This is a genomic window from Bartonella vinsonii subsp. vinsonii (assembly GCF_902825235.1).
GTDB lineage: Bacteria > Pseudomonadota > Alphaproteobacteria > Rhizobiales > Rhizobiaceae > Bartonella > Bartonella vinsonii.
The window spans coordinates 113,646-130,611 of the sequence record NZ_CADEAJ010000005.1; the positions used below are offsets into that span (position 1 = coordinate 113,646).

Below are 16,966 nucleotides of genomic sequence, written 5' to 3' on the forward strand. Positions count from 1 at the left end.
CAACAAGGACAATTTAAAACGCTTCATGTCGTTTTGTTGACAGAAAGAGAAACACCAGCGTAAAACAGTTTAAAAGAATATTTATTAACACTCTTACATTAATCTGTTGATCAGATTTTTATGATTTGATGCGTTGTATTCATTTTTTTACCACCTGTCCTTCATAATAAAGCTGATATATCTTTATGATCCTGATTAAAAAATTTGCTACTGTTGCTTCTGGAACCCTCATGAGCCGCATTTTTGGCTTTATACGCGAAATGTTGATGGCAGCAGCCTTGGGAACCGGTCCTGTTTCCGATGCGTTCAATGCAGCTTTTCGGTTTCCCAATACATTTCGTCGTTTTTTTGCGGAAGGTGCTTTTAATGCTGCTTTTGTTCCTCTGTTTTCAAAAAAAATCACCGAAGATGGTGGAGAATCCGCCTGTAAATTTGCCGAAGAGGTGTTTGGTGTTCTCTTTTCGCTACTGTTACTTTTAACCATTGCCATGGAATTAAGTATGCCTTTTTTGGTAAGAACAATCATTGCTCCAGGCTTTACAGAAGATGCCACAAAATTGAACGCTACGATTCATTTCACCGCAATCATGTTTCCCTATTTAACCTGTATGTCTTTAGCAGCAATGATGGGGGGTATGTTGAATGCCTTGCGGCGCTATTTTATCGCAGCCATAGCCCCTCTCTTTTTAAATATTATTCTCATATGTATACTTGCCTATGCTTGGATCAATCGGCTCGATGCTTGGCATATCGGCCTCAATCTTTCTTGGGGTGTGTTAGCCGCGGGAATTCTCCAACTCGCTTTAATCGCTGTTGCTTTGCGTCGAAGTGGAATGAAAATTTTTCTCCGCCGTCCTCATTTTAGCCCCAATGTTCGTAAGCTTTTAACTTTAGCATTCCCTGCTGCCATCACGGGAGGCATTACACAAATCAATTTGTTAATCAATACCAACATCGCCTCTAGCCAATCGGGTGCTGTATCCTCTTTAATGTATGCTGATCGTCTTTATCAATTACCATTAGGCGTGATAGCAATCGCCGTTGCAACCGTTCTTTTACCAGAATTAACAAGAGCGCTACGCAGCAAAAATCATGAAGAAACGCACGATTTGCAAAACCGCTCTATCGAACTCACCCTCTTGTTAACCCTACCGGCATCCGTTGCCTTTTTGCTGCTCTCCACACCCATTGTCAGTTTGCTTTTTGAACGTGGGCAATTTACCAGTGAATCAACACACCATGTTGCACAACTCCTTGGACTTTACGGATTAGGACTCCCAGCTTTTGTCCTAATCAAAGTTTTTATTCCTAATTTCTTTGCGCATGAAGATACAAAAACACCGATGATTTTCACCGGTATTTGTGTTTTCATCAATATCAGTCTTGCTTTAACATTATTCCCCATTTTATCTGCACGCGGCATTGTTATTGCCGAAATCACCGCTGGATGGGTCAACACATTGTTGCTTTGTGCTGTTCTCCTCAAACGTGGCTATTGGAAAGTTGATGCACAACTGATAAAACGCATTGCCTGTCTGGTGATTGTCACTGTTTTAAGCGCAATAATCCTTCATTATTTGTTTCATGTGCTTGGCTTTTTGTCTTTCCCTTTATCCTCACACGCATCCTTTTTCTTGCGTGCCAGCGCACTCGCAGGAATCATGCTTGCCCTTTTCTTTGTATATTTAAGTACCTATTTTTTAATCGACACACGTTCCTTTTTCCTCACCCTTAAAAATTTCAAAAAACGCCTCTAATATTTTATCTTGCTTTCAGAAAGACGTTTTGACACAAAACACAAAAACAATAACTTTATTTAAGAAAGAACGCTTCTATGGACACTTTCACACCGCTTGTTTTTTCTGGCGTACAACCGAGTGGTAACCTACATCTTGGCAATTATCTTGGAGCCATCAAGCAGTGGGTTGAGCTGCAAACATCCTATCATTGCCTCTATTGCGTTGTCGACATGCATGCACTCACAGTGAATCCTGATCCCCTTACTTTGACTGAATCAACCAGAACAGTGACAGCAGCTTTTTTAGCTGCCGGTATTGATCCTCAAAAACACATTATTTTCAACCAATCTCGGGTTTTTCAACATGCTGAACTTGCATGGATTTTAAATTGTATCGCCCGTATTGGGTGGCTCCAACGCATGACACAATTTAAAGATAAAGCGGGAAAAGATCGTGAAAAAGCGTCCCTTGGGCTTTTTGCTTATCCAAGTCTGATGGCTGCCGATATTTTGCTCTATCGTGCTACACATGTTCCGGTAGGAGAAGATCAAAAACAGCATGTTGAACTCACACGCGATATTGCGCAAAAATTCAATAATGACTACGCTGACCGCATTGCAGATTTAAATTTTGCTGTTTCGATGCAAATGGGTGAGGAAAAGAGACAAGGCTTTTTCCCCATGCCAGAAGCACTGATAGGGGAAACAGCCATGCGCATTATGTCGTTGCGTGATGGTACAAAAAAAATGTCCAAATCAGATCCTTCAGATTTTTCGCGCATTAATCTCACCGATGATTCAGATCTTATTGCCAAAAAAATACGCAAAGCAAAAACGGACTCCGCCCCTCTTCCCGATACACTCACAGCGCTAGAAGGACGACCTGAAATAGACAACCTGCTTGGTATTTATGCGGCCTTTGCACAAGTAAGCAAAGAAAAAGCGCTTTTAGAGTTTTCAGGCAAACAATTTTCGCTTTTCAAAACAGCTCTAGCAGACCTTGTCGTCCATAAGCTTGCCCCCATAACAAAGGAACTGCGTCGATTGCATAAAGAAAGCGCTTATATTGACTCTGTTTTGCACGATGGCGCACAACGTGCCGGTGCATTAGCAGAAAAAAATATGAAAAAAATCCGTGAAATTGTTGGTTTTTTGCACGATACATGAAACAATAAGATTTCAATCGTCAAGAGTAAAAGAGAGAGAAAATGCATGGCTTCCAAGCAAAAAACTCTGAAAAACAAGCATAAGAAAAAAATTTTGGTCATTATCGATGAAACGCCAGAATGTCGGCGTGCCGTTGCTTTTGCGGCAAAACATGCGCAAAAGACCAACAGGACATTGGTTTTGCTTTGTGTTGTTGACAGTGTAGAATTTCAACATTTTCTGGGTGTCAACAATGTTATGCGAACGGAATCAACACAAAATGCCCATAAAGTGTTGGGAGAAATAGCCCATGATATACGCACCACCCATGCTCTTGAAACAGAAATCATGATACGTGAAGGTAAAAAGATTGATGAAATTTCCAAACTAGTTGATGAAGATAAAGAGATTGCACTGATTGTTTTAGCCGCCAGTGAACACGCAGAAGGACCAGGACCGCTTATCCAACTGATTGGCAATCGTGGAGCAGCTTTTTCAATTCCTGTCACCGTTATTCCAAGCAATCTTGCGGATGAAGATATTGAATCTATTGCCTAAAAACAATAGGAAGCATTATCTTTTTCTTCATCCCTCATTATCAAGGAGAGCCTATGTTTATTCAAACTGAAACCACGCCAAACCCTGCAACACTTAAATTTCTGCCAGGTCGTGTGGTTCTTTCCGAGGGGGTATTAGAATTTCGTGACCGCGAAGAAGCTGCTCAAAATTCGCCTTTAGCTGCAAAACTGTTCAATATTCCCAATGTCAATGGTGTTTTTTTAGGCTATGACTTCATCACCGTAAGCAAAAAAGAGGGTGAATGGCAACATCTGAAACCCATCATTTTAGGCACAATTATGGAGCATTTCCTCTCTGGTGATCCGGTTATCACCACCAATGCCTCTGCACAAGCACAAACCCACGCCCTTAACGAAGAATTTTATGATGAAAAAGACGCTGATATTGTCTTAACAATTAAAGAGCTCCTTGAAACACGTGTTCGCCCAGCCGTTGCCAATGATGGAGGAGATATTACTTTTCGTGGATTTGAAAATGGTATTGTTTATCTCAATATGCGCGGTGCCTGCGCCGGATGCCCCTCTTCAACCGCAACACTCAAACATGGCATTGAAAATCTTTTACGGCATTTTATTCCGGAAGTTCTAGGTGTGGAAGCAATGCCGCAATAAAAATGAGATCAAAACAGCGATAAGCAAACGCAATAACAAAAAGAGTATTCCCACACCGTCATAAAACCAAATCCCCCAACCACATCACGTCATCCATAAAAACAAAGAAGACTTTAAGTCCTTTATCTTTTTCTATTCTCTTATAAGATCAAAGAAAAACGATGATATTTCTTGATATTGGTCTCAATGCTTACATCATACGTATGTCTTTCAACGTTCTCCATTAACTTATTAAGCAATTTATGAGAATATACCATTCCTTTGAAGTTCATATCACCAATTTTATTAAAGGTCGTGTAACTTTCAGTGCAGAAAAATTTAATATCGGATGGTTGATATGAATTTATTTTTAAAAAAGAGTCCCTTATCTCTTTTTTTTTCTCTCTTTATTTCTAAAGTTGGTGATACTGCTTATGAAGTTATTTTTATTTTACTTGTCTTAGAGTTAACAGATAATTACTTTTTTACAGGTCTTGTGTATTTTTTTCGATTTATCCCTTTTCTCTTTTTTGGTCCTATCGGAGGTTGGTTAGCTGATAACTTTTCTTTAAAGAAAAATATGATCTTCAGTGAATTTGTGAGATTATTAGCCTCATTCTTCGTTTTTATAACCTCTATAACAGAGACTACACATATTATTGTTCTTATTTTTGCAGCAATATGTACAACGATAGGAAGAAGTCTTTTCCAACCAAGTTTTCAAGCTGCTATTCCGAGAATATTTTCAATAAATGATCTTACAAAGGCAAATAGCATTTCACAAATTATAGAAGAAACTGCATCCCTCATTGGTCCTTTAGTTTGTTCGGTACTGCTTTTTTTCGCCAATAAATCAACAGTCCTCATTTTTGATCTTTTTACCTATTTTCTATCTATTATAGTATTGTTTAATCTCACGGATTTAAATTCAAATAAGAAGAAATCATTCCATTTTATAAAAATTTATCGAGAAACAGTTTCCTATCTTAAAGATGTTTCTATAGAAAATAATAATTTATTTATTACGCTGGTTGGCTCGTCTTTTGCTATTCTTTTTACCGGTGCAATTTTAAGATTTTTAATTCCAGCTTTTGTACTTTCCAAGGGTGGAGAGGAAAGCTTTGTGAGTTCTATTTTTTCTCTCATTGCTGTGGGAACTCTTATAGGTGGTTTGTTATATAGTAAAATTATATTCAATATTACATCGTTGAAGCTCATGGTATTTTGGCTTCTGTATGGGGTTATTATGTTTATTATACCTTTAGTTGCAACACTTTCTTTAAAACTCCTTCTCGTGTTAGCATTTGTTTTAGGATTTATTGGTGCATTTGTAGATATTAGTTTAGTCTCATCTCTTCAATTATACTCTCGTCGTGAAGATTTGGGTAAGAGTTTTGGAACCTTTTCAACTTTAGCGAACTCTGCTGAAGCAATGTCTGGCTTCATTGCTGGACTTTTTGCACTCGTGGGATTAATGAGCTCTTTTTTAGCTATGTCTGCACTCATTATTTCCACTGGAATGATTGGCGTTATAAAGATGAAGAAAAAGAAAGAGAGAACACCCCTTAACACTACAGGTGATGACGATCATTAATATATTTGATCTCCATGCCGTTTCTTTTTTCGAATGGTTATGATATTTGAAAACTTTAAAAGAATGGAAGAAATTCCACCTCTCCTATACCTTCGACCCAAACAAATGCATTTTAATAAGCCGGCATCATCATTCTATTTGCTAACTCTGAAATGTTACGACAGCCTTTTTGCAACAGTTCTAGCATAAAGACAATTCATGAGAGGCATTTTTCCCTTTCTTGTACAGCTTTTACCCACACGCCAATACTGTTTGTGACATGCGAGTAAATGATTTTAATTGATTGAATATAAGAGAATCTTATAATATTCAGGAGTCTAATTCAATATGCGAAATGATAAATTATCTTTATAAATCAAGACATTGTTACAAACGCAAGCGCTTAAACTTTAATACCTCTTAAATCTTTTTTACGAATTCCGACTTCAAGCCAATCTGACCAATGCTCGGAATCTTACAGTCAATATTATGGTCCCCATCCACGAGGCGAATATTCTTCACCTTCGTCCCACTCTTGAGAACGGATGCGGCGCCTTTGACTTTAAGATCTTTTACCACCATAATGCTGTCCCCATTTGTCAAAACCTGACCATTGGCATCATAAACAATATCGGGGAGCAGCTCTTCACTCTTTTGGGGCCATTCATGTGCACATTCAGGGCACACAAAATTTTCACCCTCTTCATATGTATAAAGGCCACCACAGTGAGGACATTTAGGGTATTCGCTCATAAGATTCCCTCTTTGATTCAAGAAACATCATCTCTCTAAATGGTCATAAAGAAATCCATCCTTATTGTCCATGACTAAAGCAAAACACGAACACGGCATTTTCTCTTTAGAGTTCTTAAAGGTTAAAGTCATCCCCAAAGAAACAAGGGAAAAATTTTACAAAACACCAGCACAAACATTCTCAGAGAAAATCATCCCCCCTCAAAACACTTCTAAGAAGAACAATACCTCAATGAAGCGTAAACTCCGTTGGCACAAGAAGAAAACATTGCAATCCTATAAAGAGGAATCCCATAAAACGGACTCACTTTGTCCATTTTTGTTCTTATGAAAAGGCTTAGAAACCCATTTTCTTCATTTCTCCACAAGGCAGCATCAAATGTCTCTCCTTGGCATTTAGCAAGTATTGCTTTAGTCATAAGAAAAGCAGACAATTGAAAAAACATGTCTAGAGAAGAGAATGCAAAACCTTTACGGAATCAATAATTCCCAAAGGACTCAAAGCACCAAATTCACGGGATATACACCTCCACAACAACCCCCTCTGGAAAACCCTCTGAAATGAAAAAAGCATCTTTAAAAAAACGGGCCCAATGGACCCGTCCTTTTTCTCTTTATAAAAGGGCTGGCTTAGAAATCCATTCCGCCCATTCCACCCATTCCACCACCAGGCATTGGAGGCATTGGGGTGTCTTTCTTTGGTGTTTCAGCAACCATAGCTTCTGTCGTGATAAGAAGGCTTGCAATTGAAGCAGCATTCTGGAGAGCAGAACGCACAACCTTCACAGGGTCAACAATTCCCAAAGCAATCAAATCACCAAATTCACCGGTTGCAGTGTTATAACCGTAGGTATCTGCATTGTTTTCCAACACCTTGCCCACAATAATTGCTGCTTCCTCACCGGCATTGGTAGCAATTTGACGTGCTGGTGCTTGAAGTGCACGACGAACAATACTAATACCAGCTTCTTGATCAGGATTTTTTCCTTTAACGGTGAGCGCATTTGCTGCACGCAACAAAGCGGTTCCACCACCAGCAACAATACCTTCTTCCACAGCAGCACGTGTTGCATTCAAGGCATCATCCACGCGATCTTTCTTTTCTTTCACTTCAACTTCTGTAGCACCACCAACACGGATAACGGCAACACCACCAGCAAGTTTAGCAAGTCTTTCTTGCAATTTTTCACGATCATAGTCAGAAGTTGTTTCTTCAATCTGAGCTTTGATTTGATTGACGCGTGCATTAATTTCAGCTTTTTGTCCAGCACCATCAATAATCGTGGTATTTTCTTTAGAAATATTGACCTTCTTTGCACGACCAAGCATATCCAAAGTGACATTTTCAAGTTTAATGCCGACATCTTCAGAAATAACCTGACCCGATGTCAAGATAGCAATATCCTCGAGCATTGCTTTACGGCGATCACCAAATCCTGGTGCTTTCACAGCAGCAATTTTCAAACCACCGCGCAACTTGTTAACAACGAGCGTTGCCAAAGCTTCACCTTCCACATCTTCAGCGATAATGAGAAGTGGTTTGCCAGATTGAACAACAGCTTCAAGCACAGGAAGAAGAGATTGCAGATTAGACAATTTCTTTTCATGAATAAGGATGTAAGGATCATCAAGATCAGCCACCATTTTCTCAGCATTTGTGACAAAATATGGGGAAAGATATCCACGATCAAACTGCATTCCTTCAACGACTTCCAATTCTGTTTCAGCCGTTTTAGCTTCTTCTACCGTTATGACGCCTTCATTGCCGACTTTTTCCATAGCATCAGCAATCATTTTACCAATTTCTGCAGCACCATTGGCGGAAATTGTTCCCACTTGTGCAATTTCTGCTGAGGTTTGGATTTTCTTAGCTTTTTTAAAGAGATTTGCCACCACTTCATCAACAGCAGCATCAATCCCACGCTTAAGATCCATTGGGTTCATGCCAGCAGCAACGGCTTTTACGCCTTCTTGCACAATAGCTTGTCCCAAAACGGTTGCGGTTGTTGTTCCATCACCAGCAATATCATTGGTTTTGGAAGCCACTTCGCGCAACATTTGCGCACCCATATTTTCGAACTTATCTTCAAGTTCGATTTCCTTTGCAACGGATACACCATCTTTTGTGATACGAGGGGCACCAAATGATTTATCGATCACCACATTGCGACCTTTAGGGCCCAGCGTTACCTTAACAGCGTTAGCAAGGATATCAACACCGCGCAACAAACGCTCACGCGCTTCACGGCCAAATTTGACTTCTTTAGCAGCCATTTAATTTCTCCTTGGAGTTATCTCAAATAGTAAAAAACGAAAAAATTGAGAGTCTGGATTAGCCCAGAATTCCCATAATGTCAGATTCTTTCATGATGAGGAGATCTTCCCCATTAATCTTCACTTCAGTTCCAGACCATTTTCCAAAGAGGATACGGTCTCCTGCTTTCACCTCGAGGGGCACACGCTTTCCGTTATCATCAAGAGCGCCATTGCCAACAGCAATAATTTCACCTTCTTGAGGTTTTTCTTTTGCTGTATCAGGGATGATAATCCCACCAGCGGTTTTATTTTCAGATTCAACCCGACGAACAACGACACGATCGTGAAGTGGACGGAATTGTATATTAGCCATGTTTAAAATCCTTGAAAACTTAATATAATTGATAATATTGAATTAATCTTAAGTTCTTGCTAGCACTCTTAAACTCCGAGTGCTAACATTGGTTAAGATATAAAATTGCTTCTTCTCAATGTCAAGGATTCAGCATAAAATAATTTCTCTTAAAATGCCTTCAAAGCCTTGCCTCTTTTTTCTATTTCGCGTTATCTAGCTTTTTATTACACCTTGCGAACAAAAAGGATCTTATCATGGTTGAAACACGTCAGGAAACGGATAGCTTTGGAACGATTGCGGTACGGCAAGATCGTTATTGGGGAGCACAAACTGAACGTTCTCTGCATAATTTTAATATTGGCAGTGAAAAACAACCCCTCACCGTCATTTATGCTTTAAGCCTTATCAAAAAAGCAGCAGCCATTGTAAATATGGAAAAAGGAAAGCTTTCGCAAAAGATTGGCAAAGCAATCATTACAGCAGCTGACGAAGTGCTTGCCGGTTCGTTCGACACACACTTTCCCCTTTCGGTTTGGCAAACGGGTTCTGGTACACAAAGCAATATGAACGTCAATGAAGTGATTGCCAACCATGCCAACATGCTTTTGGGAGGGAAATTAGGAAGCAAAACGCCGGTTCACCCCAATGACCATGTCAATATGAGTCAATCCTCAAACGATTCCTTTCCCACAGCGCTTCACATTGCCACCACACTGCAAACACGCCAACATTTATTCCCCATTCTTGAAGCTCTGATTACCACTTTAAAGAAAAAGGAAGAAGAATTTGCCGATATCATCAAAATCGGACGGACTCATACGCAAGATGCAACGCCCTTAACTCTAGCACAAGAATTTTCAGGCTATCGTGCCGCGCTAGAAGCCAACCTTCAGCGCATTGAAACAGCTCTTAGCGATGTGCAAATGCTTGCCCAAGGGGGAACAGCGGTTGGAACAGGGCTCAATGCACCGCAAGGTTTTGATATTGCCTTTGCTGAAACAATCAGTAGCCTTACAGGGATTACTTTTAAGACCGCTGACAATAAATTTGAAGCCCTCGCCCATCATGGAGCCCTTGCACATTTCCATGGTAGTCTGAATGCCTTAGCAGCTGATTTATTCAAAATTGCCAATGACATCCGGTTTTTGGGCTCAGGTCCACGCTCAGGATTGGGAGAACTCAACTTGCCCGAAAATGAACCAGGCTCTTCTATCATGCCAGGCAAGGTCAATCCCACCCAATGTGAAGCAATGACGATGGTTGCCTGCCAAGTCTTTGGCAATCATACCAGCGTAACATTTGCCGCCAGTCAGGGGCATTTTGAACTTAATGTTTATAAACCTGTTATTGGCTATAATGTTTTACAGTCGATTACGCTTCTTGGTGATTGCATGCGCTCTTTTGATCTGCATTGCATACAAGGTTTGCGTGCCAATCGCGTCCATATTCACTCTCTCATGGAACGCTCTTTGATGCTCGTGACAGCACTTGCCCCAGAAATTGGCTATGAAAAAGCTGCTGAAATTGCCAAAGCAGCGCATAAAAATGATACAACTTTGCGTGCGGAAGCCTTAAAAGCAGGAGTTTCAGGAGAAGATTATGACCGGCTGGTTGATCCCAAAAAAATGATTCATCCACAATAAAAACAAGAACAATCCTCTCAAGCTCTTGTGAGAACATCAGACCGTTCGCGCTCTGATGTTCTTGCAGATTTCATCATTTCACACCACCTGTTGCAAAAACCTTATATCCCCTCTTACAAATATCACCTCTGGCAAAAATTCGAAAATCTTTAGCTCTTAGGATATATTTGTGCAAAGAATATTCCTTGCTCCCGTCAACGACAGAAGCTTTTCCCTAGATGTTTTTCTATTGCCCGTCCACTCCGCACCAACATTCTTAAGACAGATGCTTTAGCTTTATAACAAAAACACGTTTATGCGTAAGAAACACGACTTTACGGACAAAAACCACGAAAGCGAGCAGTTTTGCAAGTGAGAACAAGTCCATCCCAAAAGCTATATGGAACAATGCTCTCATGTGATAATATCGGGATGTTCGCGTCCCAATTGTTTTATGTTCAACAATTGAAGCGCTGCTTGTTGCAAAGGCTGAAGCACTTTTTGCGGCTCTTGAAAATGTTTGCGTGGATCACCTTCATACTGCTCAAAATAAAGCCGCAAAGTTGCACCCACTGTTCCCGTTCCCGATAAACGCACCACTAACCGTGCTCCATTCTTGAAAAAAAGACGAAGACCTTGCTTGCTGCTCACACTCTGATCAACGGGATCATGATAGGTAAAATCATCTGCTTTTTCAACGAGGAGTCCAGCAATTTCTGTTCCGGATCGTGGTAAATGCGTACGCAATTGCTCTATGAGTGCATAGGCTTTCTCTTCCTCCACTTCCTCATAATCATGACGTAAAGAATAAAAGCGCCCATAGGTGTGCCAATGGTGTTGAATAATTTGTGCAACTGTTTTCCCTGTCACAGCGAGGAGATTTAACCAAAACAACACAGCCCATAAACCATCCTTTTCGCGGATATGATGAGAGCCCGTTCCAAAGCTTTCTTCACCACAAAAGGTCACTTTTCCCGCATCCAAAAGCGTGCCAAAAAACTTCCAACCGGTTGGCGTTTCAAAACAATTCAACTGTTTTTTTTCGGCAACCAGATCAGCAGCACGCGTCGCTGGCATGGAACGTGCAATCCCTACAATGCCTTGGCGATATCCTTTAATGAGGTGTGCATGTTCAGCCATAATAGCCAAGGAATCAGAAGGCGTGACAAATTGCTTACGACCAATAATAAGATTACGATCCCCATCACCATCAGACGCCGCTCCAAGATCAGGTGCGTGATCCGACATCAAAAAATCATAAAGCCCCTTGGCATAAACCAAATTAGGATCTGGATGCCCTCCCCCAAAATCTGGTAAGGGAACACCATTCACCACAGTTCCTTCTGGAAAACCTAAACATTTTTCAAAAATTTCATGTGCATAAGGCCCTGTTACCGCATGCATGGCATCAAAGCGCAAAGTAAGCCCTTCTGCAACGGCTTTTGCAATGCAATCAAAGTCGAAAATCTTCTGCATCAAAGCAACATAATCTGCCACAGGATCAATGATATCAACCCGCATAGAGCCTAGAAAAGTTGTGCCTTCTCTCTCTAGATCAACGTCTGGCGCCTCAAAAATTTTATAAAAAGAAAGACACCTAGATGCGGAAAAAATGGCTTCACACAAGGAATCAGGAGCAGGCCCACCATTAGAAATATTGTATTTAATGCCACAATCCCCCTCCAAACCACCAGGATTATGGCTTGCAGAGAGAATAATCCCCCCATGAGCACGCATTTTGCGAATAAGATGCGAGACAGCTGGTGTGGAAAGAAGCCCTCCTCTTCCTACTTTCACACAAGCAACACCATGCGCTGCTGCCATTTTCAGCACAATTTGCAGGAGGATGTGGTTAAAATAGCGTCCATCCCCCCCAAGAATGAGGCATTTCCCCTCAATATCCCCAATGCTGTTAAAAACAGACTGTATAAAATTTTCAACATAATGGGGTTGTTGAAAAACCGACACTTTTTTACGCAAACCAGATGTTCCCGGTTTTTGATCATCAAAAGCCGTTGTCAAAACTGTCGTTATCATCGTAAAGGTGCCTTCATACTCTTCTCTTCAATTTTAAAGTGCATATCGTTTAAAGTCGACCATTAATTCTACTTGACGCAACAAAGAAATACTTGCACACTTATTGGCAATAAAGATTTTTTATACACCTTCTAAAACATGCTTTTAAAGACGAAAGCTGTTTTAAAACGTAATTTTCAATAAAAGACAGGAGCATAACCATGATGAGAAAAACCGTTCCCAACGTCACCTTTCATACACGTGTCCGCGATGAATCCGTTAGTGGAGATAACCCTTATCGGTGGCAAGAAGTTAACAGTGATGCGTACTTTAAAGGAAAACGGGTTATTCTTTTTTCTCTTCCAGGAGCCTTTACCCCTACTTGTTCAACCTTTCAGCTACCTGATTTTGAAAAACTTTATGATGAATTTAAAAAAGTTGGCATTGATGAAATTTATTGTCTTTCCGTCAATGATGCCTTTGTTATGAATGCTTGGGGGAAAGCACAAGGAATCAAAAATGTAAAATTAATTCCTGATGGTTCTGGTGAATTCACCCGCAAAATGGGTATGCTTGTTGCCAAAAACAATATCGGTTTTGGCATGCGTTCATGGCGTTATGCTGCTGTTATTAACGATGGTACCATTGAACAATGGTTCGAAGAAAAAGGGTTTTCAGACAATTGCACCACAGATCCTTATGAAATTTCTTCACCCCAAAATGTTTTGAAAGCACTGCAAGGCTAATTGCGGTTTAAGAATCGCTTCTTTTTAAATTGAAAGAGCATAAACTTCACGGCATAAATCCCCTCACAAAGAGAAATTTGTGCCGTTTCTCTTTTATCAATTTTCATTGAAAATCCCATTGCCAGCATGTCTTTACCACGAAAGCCTGCAAGCAACCCATCACAGCGCCCACCTCAACCAACAGAGCCAAAGGCACCTCATCCCTCATAAAGAACATCACAGCGCATACTGTCTTTAAAATAACTCCCCTGTTGCATTCTCCCCATCATCAACAAATCGAAAGCAATTCTAATAACCCTTTACACTTATTTCTCAAAAACAATGTCCTTAAGAAGATAAGGGTGTTCTTTTCAGTCTGAAGACTTTTGTGCATCTTGCGTTGCCAAAATATCTTGTACCGTTTTGACGAGTTTTTCTTCATCAACGGTTATTTGCGCTGGTCGACTTTCGCGCCATGTTTGGTTATCCTTAATTTCATGAGACAAGCGTGCCCCTTCAATCAAATCTTTGATCTGTATTTTTCCGCTCTCACGCTCTTGCGACCCTTGGATGACCACACAAGGCGCTTGACGCCGATCTGCATATTTCATTTGCGCTTTCATCCCCGCCGCTCCTAAATAGAGTTCAGAACGAATTCCCGCATGACGCAATTGCATAACCATTTTTTGAGAGCGAGCAATCGCCTCTGGTTCTTTATCCATCATCAAAACCACAACAGGTCCAGTCTTTTCTTTCACGGGCAATTTTCCAAGATTTTGCAAAGCAGCGATCAAGCGTGAAACCCCTATGGAAAAACCCGTTGCCGGAATATTTTCTCCACGAAAACGGGCAACCAACCCATCATAGCGCCCACCCCCACCAACAGAGCCAAAGACAACCTTTTGTCCATCATCATTGAACACATCAAAAAGCAAAGCAGCCTCAAAGACAGGTCCCGTATAATATTCTAAGCCCCGCACCACCGAGGGATCAATTTTGATGCGGTCTTGCATGCCATTTGCAGCAAAGATTGTCTGCATTTCCTCAAGCTCACGAAGACCTTCAAGTCCTTGAACACTCTGACCAACGACTTTTCTCAATGCCTCAAGTGTTTGTTCTGCTGTTCCCGCTTCTGCTGAGAGCAAAGCAAGGATACAATCAATGTCTTTGTCCTTAAGTTCTGCCCCTTTTGTAAAATCACCACTTTCATCCAAACGCCCCTTACCCAACAGCAAACGCACACCTTCAGGACCAAATTTATCAAGTTTATCAATTGCTCTCAAAACAGTTAAGCGCTTAACAGCCTTCTCATTGCCCCCCAAACCAATCAATTCTAACACACTCTCTAGAATTTTTCGGTTATTCAAGCGAATGACATAATCCTGATGCTGAAATCCTAATTTTTCCAAACTCTCTGCTGCCATCATGCAAATTTCAGCATCTGCCGCCACTGTTGGTGACCCAACAATATCGGCATCAAACTGCATAAATTGCCGAAACCGCCCCGGTCCTGGTTTTTCATTACGGAAAACAAAGCCAAGACGATAACTGCGATAAGGCTTTGGCAAAGTTTCAAAATTCTCTGCAAAATAACGAGCAAGAGGAGCAGTGAGATCATAGCGCAAAGACATCCACTGCTCATCATCATCTTGGAGCGAAAATACCCCTGCATTTGGGCGATCTTCATCAGGTAAAAACTTACCCAACACATCCGTATATTCAAAAATCGGTGTTTCAAGCGCTTCAAAGCCGTAAAGTTCATAAACTTCACGAATCTGCGCAATCATAGTCTCAGTTGCATATAATTGTGCACTTGAGCGATCAACAAAACCACGAGGCAAACGGGCTTTGGTTTTTTCTTGTTTTGATGACATCTTATTCTCTAGTAACAATTTGTGTTCACGGATAACTTGTGTCTTATCTTATAGGAACAAAGGCTGCAATGACTTTGTCAATCTGAAACCTCTGCAATATACACTAAGCTTTGCTGTATAAAGAGCATACACCTCATCTTTAGAGGATAAAAACGTTTGCCTCTTCAATCTCATAAATTGCAAATTCCCATCTCTCCCTCATACAACCTTCTCCGCTGAACACATCTGCTTTAAATAGTCCTCAACACATTTCCCAAGCTCTTCCCCCTCCATTATCTCCCTCATCTTTAAACAACTTTATGCTCTCCCACGATCAAATGAGAAACATGCTTTTTGAAAAGCATGAAGAGCAACGGTTGATTTTAGATAAGCAGGACAATCATCCCCTGAAAGAAGCGCTCCTTTTAAAGGAAAGAACTTCAAGACAGAAGGGTGCTTTTCGCTTTCTCCGCAAAGTCACTGACAAGCGTTTTTAAATCAACACTATTACGCCCCGCATCTGTAATGGATCTTGAAACAGAAGGAATGATATTCTGCCATAAATTTTGCGGAAACTGGTTTGTCAATTGTGTAATTGTTCCCCCTTGTGCCCCAATACCTGGAACGAGAAACAGGCTGTTTTTTAACTGTTCGATTGTCTCTTTTGCTTCACTGCCCAATGTTGCGCCAACAACCGCCCCGATGGGACCAACTGAATGATGTTGAGCAAAAAACTGGCTATTATAATCATAAATACGTTGTGCCAAATGAACAGAAACTGTCTGATCCCCAACGCGTGCATTTTGAATACATTTGCCCTCTGGATTTGAGGATTGAACAACCACAAAAACCGCGGTTTCTGTTTCCTCGGCAATCTTGAACAGAGGAATGAGAGCATCAAAACCAAGAAAAGGATTGACTGTTAGTGCATCCGCTTTAAATGGGCTGCTTGAACCAAGCCAAGCTCTCCCATAAGCCTCAAGAGTAGAGCCAATATCCCCCTTTTTGGCATCAGCGATAACCAACAAACCTTGATGTCGTGCATCTTCAATCAGTTCTTTGAGAACTTGAAGGCCTTCCACACCATACAACTCAAAAAACGCGACTTGCGGCTTTATAACCCCCACATATCCCACAACCGCTGTTAAAAGGATATCACAAAACTCTTTTAAGCCTTTATAATCACAGCTTAAGTTCCATGATTGCAAAACTTTATGACTAGGGTCAAAACCAACACAAAGCGGTCCATATCTTTCCCGCTGTTTTAAAAAAGTTGAACAAAACATTCTTCACCCTAACACAACCTCTCTTTAAAATTTCTGATACAATCGCAAAGAAATTAATTTATTGAAACGACCGGTAGCATGTTTTCATAAAATTTGAAAATATTTTCCAATTCCACGACATCGCAAACAAAACAAGCGATCATTTCACAAAACAACCTCGTTATGCACCCTTCTGTTTCTTTCCTCCAAACCATCTCCAGTAACTCAAATTCTCAATAAACCGCTCTCTGGAGAAAAATTTTGCAAAAAAAGATTTCACCATGATAGTCCCATTATAAAAATCCATCATAATCACTGTCTGTTTTCAGTATTTTCATCCATTTTTGGCGCTAATCAGTCTATTTTGAAACATAACCTGTCAAGAAGCATTTTATCTTCAGCATCATTCAAGGAGATAAAAACATGGAAACCCGCATTCCTGAAGACACACCATTCGATACCCATTTTCTAGGAGAAACATCTCTAGAAACAGAA

The 16,966-nt window shown here is 40.6% G+C and carries 13 protein-coding genes; 7 read left to right on the forward strand and 6 right to left on the reverse strand.

Annotation, left to right across the window (positions count from 1 at the left end; all coding sequences use genetic code 11):
- Nucleotides 1-185: 185 nt before the first annotated feature.
- From murJ to J7R12_RS05370, 5 genes are all read left to right on the forward strand, one after another.
- Nucleotides 186-1,757 carry a murein biosynthesis integral membrane protein MurJ gene (murJ, locus tag J7R12_RS05350; protein ID WP_126603814.1) on the forward strand — a complete coding sequence of 524 codons (1,572 nt, stop codon included), beginning with the start codon at nucleotides 186-188 and terminating at the stop codon, nucleotides 1,755-1,757.
- Between the two features lie 77 nt (nucleotides 1,758-1,834).
- On the forward strand, nucleotides 1,835-2,905 hold the full coding sequence (gene trpS / locus J7R12_RS05355; protein ID WP_126603815.1) for a tryptophan--tRNA ligase: 1,071 nt from the start codon (nucleotides 1,835-1,837) through the stop codon (nucleotides 2,903-2,905).
- Nucleotides 2,906-2,950: 45 nt separating this feature from the next.
- Nucleotides 2,951-3,442 (forward strand): universal stress protein, encoded by a 492-nt coding sequence (locus tag J7R12_RS05360; protein ID WP_126603816.1) that lies wholly within the window; start codon nucleotides 2,951-2,953, stop codon nucleotides 3,440-3,442.
- Between the two features lie 53 nt (nucleotides 3,443-3,495).
- Nucleotides 3,496-4,074 (forward strand): NifU family protein, encoded by a 579-nt coding sequence (locus J7R12_RS05365; RefSeq protein WP_126603817.1) that lies wholly within the window; start codon nucleotides 3,496-3,498, stop codon nucleotides 4,072-4,074.
- 337 nt (nucleotides 4,075-4,411) lie between these two features.
- Nucleotides 4,412-5,647: an MFS transporter gene (locus tag J7R12_RS05370; RefSeq protein ID WP_126603818.1), complete on the forward strand. Its 1,236-nt coding sequence runs from the start codon at nucleotides 4,412-4,414 to the stop codon at nucleotides 5,645-5,647.
- 399 nt (nucleotides 5,648-6,046) lie between these two features.
- On the opposite strand, the gene J7R12_RS05375 is transcribed toward J7R12_RS05370, so the two are convergent.
- From J7R12_RS05375 to groES, 3 genes are all read right to left on the reverse strand, one after another.
- Nucleotides 6,047-6,379 (reverse strand): zinc ribbon domain-containing protein YjdM, encoded by a 333-nt coding sequence (locus J7R12_RS05375; protein ID WP_126603819.1) that lies wholly within the window; start codon nucleotides 6,377-6,379, stop codon nucleotides 6,047-6,049.
- A 630-nt stretch (nucleotides 6,380-7,009) separates the two neighbouring features.
- On the reverse strand, nucleotides 7,010-8,653 hold the full coding sequence (groL, locus tag J7R12_RS05380; RefSeq protein ID WP_126603820.1) for a chaperonin GroEL: 1,644 nt from the start codon (nucleotides 8,651-8,653) through the stop codon (nucleotides 7,010-7,012).
- Between the two features lie 58 nt (nucleotides 8,654-8,711).
- The gene (gene groES, locus J7R12_RS05385; RefSeq protein WP_004865053.1) at nucleotides 8,712-9,008 is read right to left on the reverse strand and encodes a co-chaperone GroES; all 297 of its coding nucleotides are present in this window, start codon (nucleotides 9,006-9,008) and stop codon (nucleotides 8,712-8,714) included.
- A 236-nt stretch (nucleotides 9,009-9,244) separates the two neighbouring features.
- Between groES and fumC the strand changes: the two genes are divergently transcribed.
- Nucleotides 9,245-10,633, forward strand: a complete 1,389-nt coding sequence (fumC, locus tag J7R12_RS05390) for a class II fumarate hydratase (RefSeq protein WP_126603821.1) — start codon at nucleotides 9,245-9,247, stop codon at nucleotides 10,631-10,633.
- 393 nt (nucleotides 10,634-11,026) lie between these two features.
- Here the strand turns inward: fumC and J7R12_RS05395 are convergent, their stop codons facing one another.
- The gene (locus J7R12_RS05395) at nucleotides 11,027-12,649 is read right to left on the reverse strand and encodes an alpha-D-glucose phosphate-specific phosphoglucomutase (protein WP_126603822.1); all 1,623 of its coding nucleotides are present in this window, start codon (nucleotides 12,647-12,649) and stop codon (nucleotides 11,027-11,029) included.
- Nucleotides 12,650-12,849: 200 nt separating this feature from the next.
- Between J7R12_RS05395 and J7R12_RS05400 the strand changes: the two genes are divergently transcribed.
- Nucleotides 12,850-13,374, forward strand: a complete 525-nt coding sequence (locus J7R12_RS05400; RefSeq protein WP_126603823.1) for a peroxiredoxin — start codon at nucleotides 12,850-12,852, stop codon at nucleotides 13,372-13,374.
- A 350-nt stretch (nucleotides 13,375-13,724) separates the two neighbouring features.
- Here J7R12_RS05400 and hisS read toward each other — a convergent pair whose 3' ends face one another.
- Nucleotides 13,725-15,227, reverse strand: a complete 1,503-nt coding sequence (gene hisS / locus J7R12_RS05405; protein ID WP_126603824.1) for a histidine--tRNA ligase — start codon at nucleotides 15,225-15,227, stop codon at nucleotides 13,725-13,727.
- 419 nt (nucleotides 15,228-15,646) lie between these two features.
- Nucleotides 15,647-16,492, reverse strand: coding sequence for an orotidine-5'-phosphate decarboxylase (gene pyrF, locus J7R12_RS05410; RefSeq protein ID WP_126603825.1), 846 nt, complete (start codon nucleotides 16,490-16,492; stop codon nucleotides 15,647-15,649).
- Nucleotides 16,493-16,966: the final 474 nt, after the last annotated feature.

What these genes read in the sequence shown, in the direction of transcription:
- J7R12_RS05360 (WP_126603816.1), top strand. Translation starts at nt 2,951, where the DNA reads ATGGCTTCCAAGCAAAAAACTCTGAAAAACAAGCATAAGAAAAAAATT.
- groL (WP_126603820.1), bottom strand. Translation starts at nt 8,653, where the DNA reads ATGGCTGCTAAAGAAGTCAAATTTGGCCGTGAAGCGCGTGAGCGTTTG.
- J7R12_RS05370 (WP_126603818.1), top strand. Translation starts at nt 4,412, where the DNA reads ATGAATTTATTTTTAAAAAAGAGTCCCTTATCTCTTTTTTTTTCTCTC.
- pyrF (WP_126603825.1), bottom strand. Translation starts at nt 16,492, where the DNA reads ATGTTTTGTTCAACTTTTTTAAAACAGCGGGAAAGATATGGACCGCTT.
- J7R12_RS05365 (WP_126603817.1), top strand. Translation starts at nt 3,496, where the DNA reads ATGTTTATTCAAACTGAAACCACGCCAAACCCTGCAACACTTAAATTT.
- groES (WP_004865053.1), bottom strand. Translation starts at nt 9,008, where the DNA reads ATGGCTAATATACAATTCCGTCCACTTCACGATCGTGTCGTTGTTCGT.
- fumC (WP_126603821.1), top strand. Translation starts at nt 9,245, where the DNA reads ATGGTTGAAACACGTCAGGAAACGGATAGCTTTGGAACGATTGCGGTA.
- J7R12_RS05395 (WP_126603822.1), bottom strand. Translation starts at nt 12,649, where the DNA reads ATGATAACGACAGTTTTGACAACGGCTTTTGATGATCAAAAACCGGGA.
- trpS (WP_126603815.1), top strand. Translation starts at nt 1,835, where the DNA reads ATGGACACTTTCACACCGCTTGTTTTTTCTGGCGTACAACCGAGTGGT.
- murJ (WP_126603814.1), top strand. Translation starts at nt 186, where the DNA reads ATGATCCTGATTAAAAAATTTGCTACTGTTGCTTCTGGAACCCTCATG.
- J7R12_RS05400 (WP_126603823.1), top strand. Translation starts at nt 12,850, where the DNA reads ATGATGAGAAAAACCGTTCCCAACGTCACCTTTCATACACGTGTCCGC.
- hisS (WP_126603824.1), bottom strand. Translation starts at nt 15,227, where the DNA reads ATGTCATCAAAACAAGAAAAAACCAAAGCCCGTTTGCCTCGTGGTTTT.
- J7R12_RS05375 (WP_126603819.1), bottom strand. Translation starts at nt 6,379, where the DNA reads ATGAGCGAATACCCTAAATGTCCTCACTGTGGTGGCCTTTATACATAT.